The sequence below is a fragment of the Streptomyces sp. NPDC058697 genome (assembly GCF_042715345.1).
GTDB classification, from domain to species: Bacteria; Actinomycetota; Actinomycetes; order Streptomycetales; family Streptomycetaceae; genus Streptomyces; species Streptomyces liliifuscus.
Map to the genome: position 1 here is coordinate 594,100 of NZ_JBHXSU010000001.1, position 16,292 is coordinate 610,391.

The 16,292-nt window shown below is 69.6% G+C and carries 14 protein-coding genes; 7 read left to right on the forward strand and 7 right to left on the reverse strand.

The annotated features are described in order from the left end of the window. Positions 1 to 19 precede the first annotated feature (19 nt). The 3 genes from ACFWXQ_RS02620 to ACFWXQ_RS02630 are packed head-to-tail and all read right to left on the reverse strand — an operon-like array spanning position 20 to position 3,544. On the reverse strand, positions 20 to 997 hold the full coding sequence (locus ACFWXQ_RS02620) for an ABC transporter permease (RefSeq protein ID WP_383942467.1): 978 nt from the start codon (positions 995 to 997) through the stop codon (positions 20 to 22). Beyond that, positions 990 to 2,030 (reverse strand): ABC transporter permease, encoded by a 1,041-nt coding sequence (locus tag ACFWXQ_RS02625; protein WP_383942465.1) that lies wholly within the window; start codon positions 2,028 to 2,030, stop codon positions 990 to 992. The genes ACFWXQ_RS02620 and ACFWXQ_RS02625 overlap by 8 nt, the downstream gene beginning before the upstream one ends. Further along, positions 2,027 to 3,544, reverse strand: coding sequence for a sugar ABC transporter ATP-binding protein (locus ACFWXQ_RS02630; protein ID WP_383942462.1), 1,518 nt, complete (start codon positions 3,542 to 3,544; stop codon positions 2,027 to 2,029). The genes ACFWXQ_RS02625 and ACFWXQ_RS02630 overlap by 4 nt, the downstream gene beginning before the upstream one ends. Positions 3,545 to 3,851: 307 nt before the next feature. On the opposite strand from ACFWXQ_RS02630, the gene rhaI reads away from it, so the two are divergent. The 7 genes from rhaI (at position 3,852) to ACFWXQ_RS02665 (ending at position 12,946) form a co-directional block, all read left to right on the forward strand. Continuing rightward, positions 3,852 to 5,012, forward strand: coding sequence for an L-rhamnose isomerase (gene rhaI / locus ACFWXQ_RS02635; RefSeq protein WP_383942459.1), 1,161 nt, complete (start codon positions 3,852 to 3,854; stop codon positions 5,010 to 5,012). 144 nt (positions 5,013 to 5,156) lie between these two features. After that, positions 5,157 to 7,196 (forward strand): bifunctional aldolase/short-chain dehydrogenase, encoded by a 2,040-nt coding sequence (locus tag ACFWXQ_RS02640; RefSeq protein WP_383942456.1) that lies wholly within the window; start codon positions 5,157 to 5,159, stop codon positions 7,194 to 7,196. Between the two features lie 43 nt (positions 7,197 to 7,239). After that, complete coding sequence (locus tag ACFWXQ_RS02645; protein WP_383942453.1) at positions 7,240 to 8,679, forward strand: rhamnulokinase family protein; 1,440 nt, start codon at positions 7,240 to 7,242, stop codon at positions 8,677 to 8,679. 180 nt (positions 8,680 to 8,859) lie between these two features. Beyond that, entirely contained in the window at positions 8,860 to 9,615 is a 756-nt protein-coding gene (locus tag ACFWXQ_RS02650; protein WP_359728280.1) for a (Fe-S)-binding protein, read from the forward strand. 28 nt (positions 9,616 to 9,643) lie between these two features. Next, a complete protein-coding gene (locus tag ACFWXQ_RS02655) occupies positions 9,644 to 11,125 on the forward strand; it encodes a LutB/LldF family L-lactate oxidation iron-sulfur protein (RefSeq protein ID WP_383942450.1) in 1,482 nt (493 codons plus the stop codon). Next, positions 11,122 to 11,769, forward strand: a complete 648-nt coding sequence (locus tag ACFWXQ_RS02660; protein WP_383942447.1) for a lactate utilization protein C — start codon at positions 11,122 to 11,124, stop codon at positions 11,767 to 11,769. Before ACFWXQ_RS02655 ends, ACFWXQ_RS02660 begins: the two co-directional genes overlap by 4 nt. A gap of 22 nt (positions 11,770 to 11,791) precedes the next feature. Next, entirely contained in the window at positions 11,792 to 12,946 is a 1,155-nt protein-coding gene (locus tag ACFWXQ_RS02665) for an ABC transporter ATP-binding protein (RefSeq protein ID WP_383942444.1), read from the forward strand. Positions 12,947 to 13,020: 74 nt separating this feature from the next. Here ACFWXQ_RS02665 and ACFWXQ_RS02670 read toward each other — a convergent pair whose 3' ends face one another. From ACFWXQ_RS02670 to ACFWXQ_RS02685, 4 genes are all read right to left on the reverse strand, one after another. Then, a complete protein-coding gene (locus ACFWXQ_RS02670; protein WP_383942441.1) occupies positions 13,021 to 13,932 on the reverse strand; it encodes a hypothetical protein in 912 nt (303 codons plus the stop codon). Between the two features lie 78 nt (positions 13,933 to 14,010). Further along, on the reverse strand, positions 14,011 to 14,946 hold the full coding sequence (locus ACFWXQ_RS02675) for an ABC transporter substrate-binding protein (RefSeq protein WP_383942438.1): 936 nt from the start codon (positions 14,944 to 14,946) through the stop codon (positions 14,011 to 14,013). Further along, a complete protein-coding gene (locus tag ACFWXQ_RS02680; protein WP_383942523.1) occupies positions 14,943 to 15,608 on the reverse strand; it encodes an ABC transporter permease in 666 nt (221 codons plus the stop codon). Before ACFWXQ_RS02680 ends, ACFWXQ_RS02675 begins: the two co-directional genes overlap by 4 nt. Next, positions 15,605 to 16,285, reverse strand: coding sequence for an ABC transporter permease (locus tag ACFWXQ_RS02685; RefSeq protein ID WP_383942435.1), 681 nt, complete (start codon positions 16,283 to 16,285; stop codon positions 15,605 to 15,607). The genes ACFWXQ_RS02680 and ACFWXQ_RS02685 overlap by 4 nt, the downstream gene beginning before the upstream one ends. Between the last annotated feature and the right edge of the window lie 7 nt (positions 16,286 to 16,292).

Consider the following 16,292-nt stretch of genomic DNA (forward strand, 5'->3'; position numbering starts at 1 on the left):
CCGCAGCATTCAAACGGCGCTACAACGTCAGCCTTTGCGCCCTCGCAATGGAGATCTGCCGCGCAACCCGCGGTCCAAGCACGGACAGCACCAGCAGCACACCGGTGACAACGATCTGCGACTGAGCCGAAACGTCCTGCAGACTCATCACGTTCTGCAGCGCCCCGAGCAAGAACACCCCGGCGACAGCGCCGCCAAGCGTGCCCTTGCCTCCGTCGAAGTCGATCCCGCCCAGCAACACGGCCGCCACGACGGAGAGTTCGAGCCCGGTGGCGTTGTCGTAGCGGGCGCTGGCGTAGTGCAGTGCCCAGAAGATGCCGGTCAGCGAGGCCATGAGCCCGGTCAGGGTGAACAGGATCAGCTTCTGCCGCTTGACGCGGATGCCGGCGAACCGCGCGGCCTCCTCACTGGCACCGATCGCGAACAGCGAGCGCCCGAACGGCGTGGCGTGCAGCGCGACCACGGCGATCGCGAGCAGCACGAGGAAGGGCAGGAACGCGTACGGGATGAAGGTGTCGCCGATGCGTCCGGACGCGAAGTCCAGGTACTGGGTGGGGAAGTCGGTCACCGCGTCCGAGCCGAGGACGATCTGCGCGATGCCCCGGTAGGCGGCGAGGGTGCCGATGGTGACGGCGAGGGACGGCAGTCCGAGCCGTGTCACCAGCAGACCGTTGATCAGCCCGCACACCACGCCGAGGAGCAGACAGATCGGGATGATCGTCTCGATGGTCATGCCCTGGTTCCACAGGGCGCCCATCACCGCGCCGGACAGACCGGCCGTGGAGGCGACCGACAGATCGATCTCGCCGGAGACCACGAGCAGGGTCATCGGCAGGGCGATCAGCGCGATGGGCAGCGTGTTGCCGATCAGGAACGACAGGTTGAGGGCGTTGCCGAAGCCGTCCACGGTGGTGAAGGACAGCAGCAGGACGACGATCAGGAGGGCGCCGACGACCGTGTCCCAGCGGACGGCGCGCGCGAGAGCGGAGTCAGCCATGGCGGGCGTTCCTCTTCTTCAGGGCGGTCGCCACGCGCAGGGCGACGATCCGGTCGACCGCGATGGCGAGGATGAGCAGGATGCCGTTGATGGCGAGCACCCAGACCGAGCTGACACCGAGGGCGGGCAGCACGCTGTTGATTGAGGTCAGGAGCAGCGCGCCGAGGGCCGCCCCGTAGACGCTGCCGGAGCCGCCGGTGAAGACGACGCCGCCGACCACCACCGCGCTGACGACGGTGAGTTCGTAGCCGTTGCCGGTGCCGGAGTCGACGTTGCCGAACCGGGCGAGATACAGCGCGCCCGCGAGTCCAGCGAGGGCTCCGCAGAAGGTGTAGGCGGCCAGGATCCGCTTGCGTACGGGGATGCCTGCGAGGCGGGCGGCCTCCGGGTTGGAGCCGAGCGCGTACAGCTCGCGGCCGCTGCCGAAGTGCTTCAGGTAGTACGCCGTCGCGATCAGCACCGCCAGCGCGATCATCGCCAGCCACGGCACGGCGGAGAGGCCGCCGGAGCCGAAGTCGATGAATCCGTCGGGCAGGCCGGCCGCGGTGATCTGCCGGGAGCCGACCCAGATGGAGTCGATGCCCCGGATGATGTAGAGCGTGCCGAGGGTGACGACGAGCGCGGGCACCTGGCCGAGGCTGACGAGCAGTCCGTTGACGAGTCCGCAGCCGATGCCGAGCAGGACCGCGAGGGCCACGGCGACGACGGAGTTGCCGCCGCCCTGGAGGTAGGTGCCCGCCGCGAAGGCGCTGATGCCGAGCGTCGAGCCGACCGACAGGTCGACGTTGCGGGTGATGACGACCAACGACTGGCCGGTGGCGACCAGTACGAGGATGGTCGCGTTCAGCAGGAGGTCCTTGATGCCCTGCTCGGACAGGAAGTCGCTGTTGCCGATCTGGGTGATGACGATCATCACCAGGAAGACGACCAGGATGGCGAGTTCGCGCATCTTGAAGACGCGGTCCACCAGCCGGGTGCCGCTGGACTTGGGCACCTCGGTGGCGGGGGTGGGCTTGGGAGCGGTGACCGTCACGCGGCTGCCCTCCCGGTGGCTGCGGCCATCACGGTTTCCTCGGTGGCGTCGGAGCGTGGGATCTCGGCGGTGAGCCGGCCCTCGTGCATCACGAGGACCCGGTCGGCCATGCCGAGAATCTCGGGCAGGTCGGAGGAGATCATCAGGACGGCGACCCCGTCGGCGGCCAACTGGCTGAGCAGCCGGTGCACTTCGGCCTTCGTACCGACGTCGATGCCGCGGGTCGGCTCGTCGACGATCAGCACCTTGGGGCCGGTGGCGAGCCACTTGGCGAGGACGACCTTCTGCTGGTTGCCGCCCGACAGAGTGTTGACGGTGTCGGCGATCCGCGCGTACTTGACCTGGAGCTTGACGGCCCAGTCGAGGGAGCGGCTGCGCTCGGCGCGCGGGTCCATCAGGCCGGCCTTGACGGTCGTACGCAGTCCGGTGAGGCCGATGTTGCGCTCGATGGACATGTCCATCACCAGGCCCTGGGCGCGGCGGTCCTCGGGGACGAGGGCGAGCCCGGCGGCCATGGCCGTGGAGGGCGCGCCGTTCCTCAGCTTCCTGCCGTCGATCTCGACCTCTCCGGCGTCCCAGCGGTCGACGCCGAAGACGGCCCGGGCGACCTCCGTACGCCCGGCGCCGACGAGTCCGGCGAGGCCGACGATCTCGCCGCGGCGGACGTCGAAGGAGACATCGGTGAAGACGCCCTCGCGGGTCAGCCGCCGTACGCTCAGGGCGACTTCGCCCGCCCTGACGTCCTGCTTGGGGTAGAGCTCGTCGAGATCGCGGCCGACCATGCGGCGTACGAGGTCGTCCTCGGTCATGCCGTCGATCGGCTCGCTGGAGATCAGGGCGCCGTCGCGAAGGGTCGTCACCTGTTGGCAGATCCGGAAGATCTCCTCCAGTCGGTGCGAGATGAACAGCACGGCCGAGCCCTGTTCGCGCAGGGTGCGCACGACTCCGAACAGACGGGCCACCTCGCTGCCGGTGAGGGCGGCGGTCGGCTCGTCCATGATCAGGACGCGGGCGTCGAAGGAGAGCGCCTTGGCGATCTCGACGATCTGCTGGTCGGCGATGGACAGGCCGCGCGCCGGACGGTCGGGGTCGAGCTCGACGCCGAGGCGCTTCATCAGGGCCAGGGTCGACGCGTGTGTGGCCTTGTGGTCGATCCGGCCGAGCGCGCGCCGCGGCTGACGGCCCATGAAGATGTTCTCGGCGATCGACAGGTCGGGGAAGAGCGTGGGCTCCTGGTAGATCACCGCGATGCCCGCGTCCCGGGCGTCGGCGGGACCGTGGAAGACGGTGGGCTCGCCGTCCAGGAGCACCTGACCGGCGTCCGGTCGGTGCACGCCGGCGAGCGTCTTGATGAGGGTCGACTTGCCCGCGCCGTTCTCTCCGGCGAGTGCGTGGACTTCGCCGGGGAAGAGTTCGAGGGACACGTCCCGCAGGGCGCGTACGGCGCCGAAGGACTTCGAGATGTCCTTCAGTGCCAGCACGGGGGCCGGACCCGCGTCGGACCGGTGGGTCATGAGGGCTCCTCAACGACGCGGGCGATGCGGCCTCACGACGTCGTGAAAGGTTTCAACTAGGTTGCCGGGACGTTAGACATGTAGCCCAGGTCACGTCAATGGGTACAGGCCGAAATTTTCGATAGCCAGAGGTCACAACCGAGTCACGGAGAGACGTATTCGTCGGAGGGGTTGACAGCCTTTCGGGCTGCTCATAGCTTCAGCGTTCTGAATCGTTTCAGACTGAACCTCGCACTGCACGTCGTGCGGAAGTCGCGCTGAAGCCGTTCGGACCCGATGTCACAACCGAAGTCACAGGAGCCCTGAAGTGACCGAGCTTGCCGCGGTGAAGGCCGCCCTCAAGACCCAGGCAGTAGAGACGCCGTCATGGGCGTACGGGAACTCGGGAACCCGCTTCAAGGTGTTCGCGCAGCCCGGAGTCCCGCGCGATCCTTTCGAAAAGCTGGACGACGCCGCGAAGGTGCACGAGTTCACGGGCACCGCGCCGACCGTGGCGCTGCACATCCCTTGGGACAGGGTCGAGGACTACGCGGCGCTCGCAAAGCACGCCGAGGAGCGCGGCCTGAAGCTCGGCGCGATCAACTCCAACACCTTCCAGGACGACGACTACAAGCTGGGCAGTATCTGCCACCCGGACGCGGCGGTGCGCCGCAAGGCTCTCGACCACCTGCTCGAATGCGTCGACATCATGGACGCCACGGGTTCGAAGGACCTGAAGCTGTGGTTCGCGGACGGTACGAACTATCCCGGCCAGGACGACATCCGCGAGCGCCAGGACCGGCTCGCCGAGGGGCTCGCCCGGGTGTACGAGCGGCTCGGTGACGACCAGCGGATGCTGCTGGAGTACAAGTTCTTCGAGCCCGCCTTCTATACGACGGACGTGCCGGACTGGGGTACGGCGTACGCCCACTGTCTGAAGCTCGGGCCCAAGGCCCAGGTCGTCGTCGACACCGGGCACCACGCTCCCGGGACCAACATCGAGTTCATCGTCGCGACGCTGCTGCGCGAGGGGAAGCTCGGGGCGTTCGACTTCAACTCGCGGTTCTACGCCGATGACGACCTGATGGTCGGGGCCGCCGATCCGTTCCAGTTGTTCCGGATCATGTACGAGGTGATTCGCGGGGGCGGGTTCAGCCCGGATGTGGCGTTCATGCTCGACCAGTGCCACAACATCGAGGCGAAGATCCCGGCCATCATTCGTTCCGTGATGAATGTGCAGGAGGCCACGGCGAAGGCGCTCCTGGTGGACCGCGAGGCGCTCGTTGCCGCCCAGCGGTCGGGGGATGTGCTGGCTGCGAACGCTGTCGTCATGGACGCGTACAACACGGATGTGCGGCCGTTGGTGGGGGAGGTTCGTGAGGAGCTGGGGTTGGACCCCGACCCCATGGCGGCGTATCACGCCTCCGGCTGGCAGCAGAAGATCGCTGCGGAGCGGGTTGGTGGGCAGCAGGCCGGTTGGGGGGCGTAGCCGCTGCGCTGGGCTTGACCGGTCCAGTCGCCGTAGGACTACAGGTCAGTGGCGGACCGCGGGTTGAGTTCGGCTGATCGCGCAGTTCCCCGCGCCCCTACGGGGCACAAGCCACACGTACACACTCTTCTAAGGACTAGGAACATGGCACCCCATTCCGAAGCCGCTGCTCTGCTTGGTCGGTCCAATCGGCTTGGTTCTGATCCGCGGAACACGAACTATGCGGGCGGGAACACGTCCGCGAAGGGCATCGACACCGATCCTGTGACCGGGGGTGATGTGGAGTTGATGTGGGTCAAGGGGTCGGGGGGCGATCTGGGGACCCTCACCGAATCCGGGCTCGCGGTGTTGCGGATCGATCGGCTGCTGGCGCTGAAGGACGTGTATCCGGGGGTCGAGCGCGAGGACGAGATGGTGGCCGCGTTCGACTACTGCCTGCACGGGAAGGGTGGGGCGGCTCCGTCGATCGACACGGCCATGCACGGGCTGGTGGACGCGGCGCATGTGGATCATCTGCATCCCGACTCCGGGATCGCGCTCGCCTGTGCGGCCGACGGGGAGAAGCTGACCGCCGAGTGCTTCGGGGACAGCGTGGTGTGGGTGCCGTGGCGCCGGCCCGGGTTCCAGCTCGGTCTGGACATCGCCGCCGTGAAGGAGGCGAATCCGCAGGCCGTCGGCTGCGTCCTCGGCGGGCACGGCATCACCGCCTGGGGCGACACGGCCGAGGAGTGCGAGCGGAACTCGCTGCACATCATCCGTACCGCCGAGACGTTCCTCGCCGAGCGCGGGAAGGACGAGCCCTTCGGGCCGGTCGTCGAGGGGTACGCGGCTCTCGGCGGCGTCGAGCGCCGGGAGCGGGCCGCCGCTCTCGCGCCCGTGATCCGGTCGCTGGCCTCGCAGGACCGTCCGCAGGTCGGTCACTTCACCGACTCCGAGGTCGTGCTCGACTTCCTCGCGAGCGCCGAGCACCCGCGGCTCGCCGCGCTCGGCACCTCCTGCCCGGACCACTTCCTCCGTACGAAGGTCAGGCCGCTCGTCCTCGATCTGCCGCCGGCCGCCGAACTGGGCGAGGCGATCGCGCGGCTCAAGGAACTGCACGCCGAGTACCGCGAGGAGTACGCCGCCTACTACCAGCGGCATGCCCTGCCCGACTCCCCTGCGATGCGCGGCGCCGACCCGGCGATCGTGCTGATTCCCGGGGTCGGCATGTTCAGCTTCGGCAAGGACAAGCAGACCGCGCGCGTGGCCGGCGAGTTCTACGTCAACGCGATCAACGTGATGCGCGGGGCCGAGGCCGTCTCTACGTACGCGCCGATCGAGGAGTCGGAGAAGTTCCGCATCGAGTACTGGGCTCTTGAGGAGGCCAAGCTCCAGCGGATGCCGAAGCCCAAGCCGCTCGCCACGCGGGTGGCGCTGGTGACGGGTGCGGGCAGCGGTATCGGCAAGGCGATCGCCGAGCGGCTGGTGGCCGAGGGCGCGTGTGTCGTGATCGCGGACCTGAACGCGGAGAACGCGGCCGAGGTCGCCACCGCGCTGGGCGGGCCCGACAAGGCCGTCGCCGTCACCGTGGACGTAACCTCCGAGGAGCAGATCGCCGAGGCCTTCAAGGCGGCGGTGCTCGCCTTCGGCGGTGTCGACCTGGTCGTGAACAACGCCGGTATCTCCATCTCCAAGCCGCTCCTGGAGACCACGGCGAAGGACTGGGACCTCCAGCACGACATCATGGCCCGCGGCTCCTTCCTCGTCTCGCGCGAGGCGGCCCGGGTGATGATCGCGCAGGGGCTCGGCGGAGACGTCATCTACATCGCGTCCAAGAACGCCGTCTTCGCCGGTCCGAACAACATCGCGTACTCCGCCACCAAGGCCGACCAGGCCCATCAAGTGCGGCTGCTGGCCGCCGAGTTGGGCGAGCACGGGATCCGGGTCAACGGCATCAACCCCGACGGGGTCGTGCGCGGCTCCGGGATCTTCGCGGGCGGCTGGGGCGCTCAGCGCGCGGCCACGTACGGCATCGAGGAGGAGAAGCTCGGCGAGTTCTACGCCCAGCGGACCATCCTCAAGCGCGAGGTGCTGCCCGAGCACGTCGCCAACGCCGTCTTCGCCCTGACGGGCGGCGACCTCACGCACACCACCGGTCTGCACGTCCCGGTCGACGCCGGTGTCGCCGCCGCGTTCCTCCGGTGACGAACGTGACCCAGGAAGCGACAGTGAACCTCAGGAGGCGGCTGTGAAGTCGTACGCCGCGGTCGACCTCGGCGCGTCCAGCGGGCGCGTCATGGTCGGCCGCGTGGGCCCCGGCTCGCTGGAGCTGACGGAGGCTCACCGCTTCCCGAACCGGCCGGTGCGGACGCCCGAGGGGCTGCGCTGGAACATCCTCGCGCTGTACGCGGGCGTCCTCGACGGGCTGCGCGCGGCAGGGCAGGTCGACTCCGTCGGCATCGACAGCTGGGCCGTGGACTACGGCCTGCTCGACGCCGACGGGGCGCTCCTCGGCAACCCGGTGCACTACCGCGACACCCGCACCCAGGGGATCGCGGAGAAGGTGTGGGCCACCGTGCCCGCCGCCGAGCTGTACGGGGCGACCGGGCTCCAGTACGCACCCTTCAACACCCTGTACCAGCTGGTGGCCGCCCGCTCGTCGTCCCAACTGGCCCACGCGAGCCGCCTGTTGCTCATCCCCGACCTGCTGGCGTACTGGCTCACGGGCGTGCTGGGCACGGAGCTCACCAACGCCTCCACGACCCAGCTGATCGACCCACGGACCCGCGACTGGTCGTACGACGTCGCGGAGCGCCTCGGTGTCGACCTGGGGCTGTTCGCGCCCCTGCGGCAGCCCGGGGATCCGGCGGGGCTCCTCAGGCAGAGCGTGCTGGACGAGACCGGGCTGACCGGTCCGGTGCCGGTGACGGCGGTCGGCTCGCACGACACCGCCTCCGCGGTGGCCGCGGTTCCGGCCGTGGGCGGCGAGCGCTTCGCGTACATCTGCACCGGCACCTGGTCCCTGGCGGGCCTTGAGCTGGAGGCCCCGGTCCTCACCGAGGCGAGCCGCGCGGCCAACTTCACCAACGAGCTGGGCCTGGACGGCACGGTCCGCTATCTGCGGAACATCATGGGGCTCTGGCTGCTCCAGGAGTGCGTACGGGAATGGGGGGACCCCGACCTGGGAGACCTTCTGTCGGCCGCCGCCGAGGTACCGGCGCTGCGGTCCGTCGTGGACGCGGGGGACGCCGCCTTCCTGGCTCCGGGGCGAATGCTGGCCCGGATCGCCGACGCGTGCCGGGAGTCGGGGCAGCCCGTCCCCGAGTCGCCCGCAGAGATCACACGCTGCATCCTCGACTCGCTCGCCCTCGCCCACCGCCGGGCTATCAACCAGGCCCAGGAACTGGCCGACCACCCGGTCGACGTCGTCCACATCGTCGGCGGCGGCACCCGCAACGCCCTGCTGTGCCAACTGACCGCCGACGCCTGCGGCCTCCCGGTGGTGGCGGGCCCGGCGGAAGCGGCAGCCCTGGGCAACGTGCTCGTACAGGCCCGCACCCACGGCCTGGTCACCGACCGCACCTCGATGCGCGAACTGCTCGCCCGTACCCAGCAGTTGACCCGCTACGAGCCACGAACCTCCACAACAACATGGCAGGCGGCCGAGGCCAGGCTGGCCGAGCGATGACGCGCCCCAAAGGGGCGCGGGGAACTGCGCGCCCAGCCACCAACAACCCGCAGCCCCGAACACCGCTTCCAGGCACGGCGGCCAGGAAACGGCACCCCACGCGAAGGGCAACCTCTTTCCCACCGAAGCCAGCGCAGCGTACCGTGCACTCATCCGATGATCGATCCCAAGGGAGCCGCGATGCGTGTCGCTCTGTTCCTGACCTGTGTCAACGACACGCTCTACCCTGACACCGGCCGTGCCGTGGTGAAACTGCTGACCAGGCTGGGCGTGGAGGTCGACTTCCCGATGGCGCAGACGTGCTGCGGGCAGGCGCACTACAACACCGGGTACCGTCACCAGGCCGAGCCGATGGCCCGGCATTTCTCCGATGTATTCGGTGGGTACGAAGCGATCGTGACGCCGTCCGGGTCGTGCGGCGCGATGGTGCGGGAGCTGTATCCGCGGATGGGCGAGCGGGCCCGAGCCGAGGGCCGCGGGGACACCCTGGCGGCCACACTCGCGCCGGTCGTGCCGAAGACCTACGAGCTCACGGAGTTCCTGGTGGACGTGCTCGGGGTGACGGACGTGGGCGCGTACTACCCGCACACCGTCACGTACCACCCCACCTGTCACGGGCTGCGGAGTCTCGGGCTCGGCGACCGGCCGCGCCGACTGCTCCAGTCCGTCAAGGGACTTGAGCTGAAGGAGCTGCCCGGCGCGGACGAGTGCTGTGGCTTCGGAGGCACGTTCGCCGTCAAGAACTCCGATGTATCGGCGGCGATGGGTGCCGACAAGGTGCGCAACGCCGAGTCGACGGGCGCCGACGTGTTGTGCGCCGCCGACAACTCCTGCCTCATGCACATCGGCGGCACCATGACCCGGCTCAGGACGGACATGCGTCCGGTGCACATCGCGGAGATCCTGGCGAGCACGGAGGAGGAGCCGCTGTCATGAACCACACCAGCGGAGAGGAGCCGAGCGCATGAGCGGTGGGACTTTCGTCGGGATGCCCTCCTTCCCGAAGGCCGCGCACGAGGCCGTCCACAACCAGACCCTGCGCGGCAATCTGCGCCACGCGACGCACACCATCCGCACCAAGCGGGCTAAGGCGGTCGCGGAGCTGTCCGACTGGGCCGAGCTGCGCGAGGCCGGCAAGCAGATCAAGGACCACACACTCCGTCATCTCGACCGGTATCTGGTGCAGTTGGAGGAGTCGGTCACGGCGGCCGGCGGCACCGTACACTGGGCCGCCGACGCGGACGAGGCCAACCGGATCGTCACGTACCTCGTCAAGGCGACCGGCGAGAGCGAGGTCGTCAAGGTCAAGTCGATGGCCACGCAGGAGATCGGACTCAACGAGGCGCTGGAAGCCGAGGGCATCAACGCCTACGAGACCGATCTCGCCGAGCTCATCGTGCAGTTGGGCAAGGACCGGCCCTCCCACATCCTCGTCCCGGCCATCCACCGCAACCGCGGCGAGATCCGGGACATCTTCGCCCGCGAGATGAGCGAGTGGGGCCGCCCGGCGCCCGAGGGCCTGACCGACACGCCCGCCGAACTGGCCGAGGCCGCCCGTGTGCATCTGCGTGAGAAGTTCCTGCGCGCCAAGGTCGGTGTCTCCGGCGCCAACTTCATGGTCGCCGAGACGGGCACGCTGGTCGTCGTGGAGTCCGAGGGCAACGGCCGGATGTGCCTGACCCTCCCCGAGACGCTGATCTCGGTCGTCGGCATCGAGAAGATCGTGCCGACCTGGCAGGACCTGGAGGTCTTCCTCCAGACACTCCCCCGCTCCTCCACGGCCGAGCGCATGAACCCGTACACCTCCACCTGGACGGGCACGACGGACGAGGACGGTCCCCAGACCTTCCATCTCGTCCTCATCGACAACGGCCGCACCGACACGCTCGCCGACGAGGTGGGCCGCCAGGCCCTGCGCTGCATCCGCTGCTCGGCGTGTCTGAACGTCTGCCCGGTGTACGAGCGGGCGGGCGGCCACGCGTACGGCTCGGTCTACCCGGGCCCGATCGGTGCGATCCTCAGCCCTCAACTCCGGGGCACGCAGAGCGAGATCGACGCCTCACTCCCGTACGCCTCCTCGCTGTGCGGTGCCTGCTACGACGTCTGCCCGGTGGCGATCGACATCCCGGAGGTGCTGGTGCATCTGAGGGAGCGGGTCGTCGAGGGCGGTGTCGTGACCCGGGACGGCGCCAAGGTCGTGCTCAAGCCCGCGAAGGGGCATGCCGCCGAGCGGGCGGCGATGCGCGCGGCGCGATGGGCCTTCGGTCGTCCGGGCGCGCTGCGCACCGGACAGCGGTTCGCGTCCCGGACCCGTCGTTTCCATCCGCGGACGCTTCCCGGGCCCGGCAAGGCGTGGAGCGAGACGCGGGCGCTGCCGACGGTTCCCTCGGAGCCGTTCCGCGACTGGTGGCAGCGGACGCACGGTGGAAAGGACGCGTCGAAGTGAGCAGCAGGGATCTGATCCTGGCCCGGGTGCGGCGCGCGCTGGCGGACGTGCCGCGGGACGACACGCCGTACGACCAGGCCTTCGAGCGCGGGTATCTGCGCGAGCACGGGGACCGGAGTGTCGAGCAGACGGTGGAGCTGCTGGCGGAGAACCTGGCGGACTACCGGGCACACGTGCACCGCTGTGCCGCCGACGGACTGGCGGCGACGATCGCCGGACTGCTGGCCGAGCGGGGTTCGACCTCTGTCGTCGTACCGACGGGCCTGGACCCGGAGTGGCTCGCGGCCACCGACGTGACGCGGGTTCCGGACCGGCTCGACGGCACACCGGCCGAACTGGACCGCGTCGACAGCGTCGTCACCGCGTGCGCGGTCGCCATCGCCGAGACCGGCACCATCGTCCTGGACGGCGGCCCGGACCAGGGCCGCCGCCGGATCACGCTGGTCCCGGACCACCACATCTGTGTCGTACGCGTCCCCGCTCAGGTCGTGTCCTCCGTGCCCCAGGGTCTGGAGCGCCTGGACCCGGCCCGCCCGCTGACCTGGATCTCGGGCCCCTCCGCGACCAGTGACATCGAGCTCGACCGGGTCGAGGGGGTGCATGGTCCGCGCACCCTTGAGGTGGTGCTGGTGAGCGGAGAGTGACGGGCGCGGTTAGCGTGAGGGCATGATCCGGTTCGAGCAGGTCACCAAGCGCTACCCGGACGGCACGACGGCCGTGGACGGCCTCTCCTTCGAGGTGTCCGAGGGCGAACTCGTCACGCTCGTGGGCCCGTCCGGCTGCGGCAAGACGACGACCATGATGATGGTGAACCGCCTCATCGAGCCGACGTCCGGCCGGATCCTCGTGGACGGCGAGGACATCGCGGCGGTGGACCCCGTGAAGCTCAGGCGGCGGATCGGATACGTCATCCAGCAGGTGGGCCTCTTCCCGCACCGGACCGTCCTCGACAACACGGCGACCGTGCCCACGCTCGTGGGCTGGAAGAAGGCGAAGGCCCGGGCCAGGGCCGCCGAGCTGCTCGACCTGGTCGGTCTGGACCCGAAGACGTTCGGCTCGCGCTATCCGGACCAGCTGTCGGGCGGTCAGCGCCAGCGTGTCGGCGTGGCGCGGGCGCTCGCCGCCGACCCGCCGGTCCTGCTGATGGACGAGCCGTTCGGCGCGGTCGACCCCGTGGTGCGCGAGCAGTTGCAGGACGAGTTCCTGCGGATGCAGGCCGCCGTGCGCAAGACGGTGCTGCTGGTCACGCACGACATCGAGGAGGCCGTCCGGCTCGGCGACCGCATCGCGGTGTACGGGCAGGGGCGCATCGAGCAGTTCGACACGCCCGGCGCGGTGCTGGGCACCCCGGCGACTCCGTACGTGGCCGAGTTCGTGGGCGCCGACCGGGGTCTGAAGCGGTTGTCGGTCACCGAGATCGAGCCCGACGACCTGGAGCAGCCGCCGGTCGCGCGCCTCGACGAGCCGGCCGAGCGGGCCGCATCCCGGCTGAACGCGGACGGCTCCCGCTGGGCCGTCGTCCTGGACTCCGACGGCGATCTGCACGGCTGGGTGGGCGTCGATGAACTCGCCGCCGGCGGCACGGTCGGTGACCTCGCCCACCGGATGAACTCCTGGGTGCCGGTGGGCGCCCCGCTGAAGCAGGCCTTCGGTGTGATGCTCCAGCACGACGCCGGGTGGGTGGCCGTGCTGGAGGGCGCGCGGTTCCTGGGCGTACTGACTCCCGCGAAGCTGCACGAGGCGCTGCGGCGCTCGGTGGACGCGGACGCACTGGGCGTGGCGCGGGGCCAGGTGGAGTTCGACTCGGTGGCGGACGCTTAGCCGATGCCCTTGAGCGGACGCCTGGCCGCTGCTGCCCTTGAGCGGACGCCTGTCCGATGCCCTTGAGCGGGCGCCTAACCGCCTCCCTTGCGCGAGGTGGCCCCTCGCCCGACAAGGCCGTACGCCCACCGCTCGTTGAACCCGGCCAGGAAGCCGATGGCGCCCCAGAACCCCCAGAAGGCGGTGCCCGCCGAGTCCGCGCGCCCTTCCGTGGAGCAGACGTCGGTGATGCCGGCGGGTATCTCGATCACCGTGACAAGACCGCTGCCGAGCAGCAGGTAGACGGCGATCGCGAGCAGCCAGCCGAGGAAGACCCGGTGGACCCCGCCGCGCCGCATGGCGCGGGCCTGTTGACCGGGCGGGACCGCTTCCTTCGACCCGTTGGCCGGTCGGCGCATCAGCTGGTCGCCGCTGTTGCGCAGACGGGTCAGGACGCTGAGCACCGCCCCGAACGCTCCCGCTCCCCCGCACACGAGTGCGCCCAACAGGCTCCATCGGTCGGTGCACTTCAGCGAGACGTCACAGAGGCCGAGCAGCTTCTCCCCCGCCAGCAGCGGCACGATCAGCAGGACCATCCCCAGCACGAATCCGCTGTTGAGACCGCGGTTGACGGCCAGCTCGCCGTCCTGGTCGAGGCGGACCCGGATGCGCAGGATCTCCCGTTCCAGATACGCGGCCAGATACTTGTCGGGCTCCGGACCTCCCAGCCGCTGGTCAAGCAGGACGTTTCTCAGCACGCGCTGAACCGTGGTCCGCAGCGACTGTCTGGTCTTCTCCTCGAAGGCGCGCTGTGCTTCGCCGTAGAGCGACTGCAGGTGCAGCTGCTGCTCGGGAAACGACCTGCCGAACTGCAGGTAGGCGTCCCGTAGTTCGGGCTCCACCAGGTCCGTCAGCCCCTGCGGATCGAGATCGGTGCCCGCTCCCTCGATCGTCTCGCACACTCTCTTCCGCCATTCCAGGCGGCTTTCCCCGTTTTTGTCCCCCATGGAGTACCTGTACCGACGGGCGCCGGGCGCGGGAACCCGAGCCACCGCTCCAGTACGGTCACCGACGTCACAGACCTGTCACTTGAGGAGGCCCTTGTCCTTCAGGTACGTACGCGCCACGTCCTCGGGCAGGCGGCGCCAGTTGTCGACCTGCTCGTTCATGGATGCCAGATCGGCGGTGGTGAGTACCTCGTTGAGCCTGTCCAGCGCCCCGGTCACGCCCTCGCTGCCCGCCCGGGAGCGGTTCACGACCGGCACGATGTAGTCGGCGTTCTGCAGATCCTTGTCGTCCGCGAGCAGGACGAGTCCGAACTCGTCGAGCGTCGCGTCCGTCGTGGTGGTGAGCACCATCTGGTCCTGCCCGTTCTGCACGGCCCGTTTCGCCTGCGTAGTGCCGACACCCTTCGGGTCCACACCGGTGATGTCGATGCCGTACGTCTTCCTCAACCCCGGTGCGCAGTAGGGCCGTTGTACGCACTCGTCGCCCGCCGCGAGCCGCACCTCAAGGCCGGACCTGCCGAGGTCGCTCAGGGTCTTGAGGCCGTGCTGCCGTGCGAACTCTCCGGTCACCGCGAAGGCGTTCTGGTCGACCGCTCTGCCGGGGTCGAGGACGGTGAGCCCGCGCGGGGTGGCGAGCTTGCCCAGCGCGCTCATCGTGGCCTTCAGGTCGGGCGAGCCTACGGCCGGCGCGTCCGCCCCGTTGGTCTTGGCGTTGAGCCAGTCGGCGAAGGTCGCCGCGTACTCGGCGACGACGTCGATCTGCCCCGACTCCAGGGCGGGTTCGTACAGTTCGCGGTTGGCGACGGTGAGCGTCGACGTCTTGTAGCCGGCCTCGTTCAGCAGCAGGGTGTACATCGTGGCGAGCAGATCGCTCTCGGTGAAGCCGGCCGAGCCGATGGTCAGATGCTTGCTGTCGCCGGGTGACTCGGTGACCTCGCCCTGGGTCTCCAGCGAAGGACCGGAGGCGCAGCCGGTCAGCAGGAGCAGACCCGCGAGTGCGGCGCGCCGCCTCACCGCGCGCCCCTCTTGGGTGCCAGTCGCTCGGCCACCTCGAAGACCCCTTCGACGAGCAGCGCGAAGACGGCCACGAGGACGGCTCCGGCGACGACCTGGGGCGTACTCGCGAGGTTGAACCCGGCGGTGATGATGCGTCCTAGGCCGCCGCCACCCGCGAGCGCGGCGATCGTGGCGGTGGCGACGAGCTGCACGGCCGCGATGCGCACCCCGTTGAGGATCATCGGCATGGCGAGGGGCACCTCGACCCGCCACAGCATCTGCCGCCCGGTCATGCCCATCCCGCGCGAGGCCCGCACGACGTCGCGGTCGACTTCGCGCATCCCGACGTACGCGTTGGTGAGCAGCGGCGGCACGGCGAACAGGACGAGCGCGACGACCGTCGGGCCCTCGCCCCACTTGCCGATGGGGGTGAGGAGGAGCAGGACGAGGACGGCGAAGGTGGGGATCGCGCGGCCGACGTTCGAGATGTTGACGGCGAGCGCGCCGCCCTTGCCGAGGTGGCCGAGGACGAGGGCGACCGGCAGCGCGATCAGACAGCTGATGACAAGGCAGACCACGGTCAGCACGAGGTGCTGGGTGAGCCGGTGCCAGACGCCGTCGTCGCCCGCCCAGTGCGCGGAGTCGGTGAGCCAGTCCCAGGCGTCGGCCAGTGTGTTCACGCCCTGGCCGCCCGGGTCCACGGGGTGATCAGCCACTGCACCCCGAGCAGCAGCAGATCGGCGGCGACGGCGATGACGACACAGAGCACGGACGCGGTGAGGACCTGCGCCTTGAAGAAGGTGTTCATGCCCGAGTAGATGAGGTTGCCGAGCCCTCCGAAGCCGACGATCGCGCCGACCGTGGCCAGCGACACCGCCGAGACGGTGGCGATCCGCAGCCCGGCCATGGCGGCGGGCAGGGCGAGCGGCAGTTCCACGGTGAGCAGCAGGCGGATGGGCCCGTAGCCCATGCCGCGGGCCGCCTGCCTGGTTTCTTCGGGCACGGCCCGCAGTCCCGCCAGGATGTTCCGTACGAGCAGGGTGAGCGAGTAGAGGACGAGGCCGGCGACGACGAGGGCCTCCGACAGCCCGTAGACCGGCAGGAGCAGCGAGAACATGGCGAGCGACGGGATCGTGTAGAGGATCGTCGTCACGGCGAGCACCGGGCCCGACGCCCAGCCCCAGCGGCGCGCCAGCACGGCCAGTGGCACGGCGAGGGCCAGCCCGATGAGGACGGAGAGCGCCGTCAGCTGGAGGTGCTGGCCGACCGCGTCGAGAAGGATGTCGCGGCGGGTGCTGAGGTATTCACCGCAGATCCACTCGTTGCGCGCGAGGCAGTCGTCCGGGGGCGCGGTCACGGCTCCA

Excerpts from the sequence above, each read along its gene's own strand:
- ACFWXQ_RS02620 (WP_383942467.1), bottom strand. The coding sequence starts at position 997 with ATGGCTGACTCCGCTCTCGCGCGCGCCGTCCGCTGGGACACGGTCGTC.
- ACFWXQ_RS02630 (WP_383942462.1), bottom strand. The coding sequence starts at position 3,544 with ATGACCCACCGGTCCGACGCGGGTCCGGCCCCCGTGCTGGCACTGAAG.
- ACFWXQ_RS02640 (WP_383942456.1), top strand. The coding sequence starts at position 5,157 with ATGGCACCCCATTCCGAAGCCGCTGCTCTGCTTGGTCGGTCCAATCGG.
- ACFWXQ_RS02650 (WP_359728280.1), top strand. The coding sequence starts at position 8,860 with ATGCGTGTCGCTCTGTTCCTGACCTGTGTCAACGACACGCTCTACCCT.
- ACFWXQ_RS02655 (WP_383942450.1), top strand. The coding sequence starts at position 9,644 with ATGAGCGGTGGGACTTTCGTCGGGATGCCCTCCTTCCCGAAGGCCGCG.
- ACFWXQ_RS02665 (WP_383942444.1), top strand. The coding sequence starts at position 11,792 with ATGATCCGGTTCGAGCAGGTCACCAAGCGCTACCCGGACGGCACGACG.
- ACFWXQ_RS02670 (WP_383942441.1), bottom strand. The coding sequence starts at position 13,932 with ATGGGGGACAAAAACGGGGAAAGCCGCCTGGAATGGCGGAAGAGAGTG.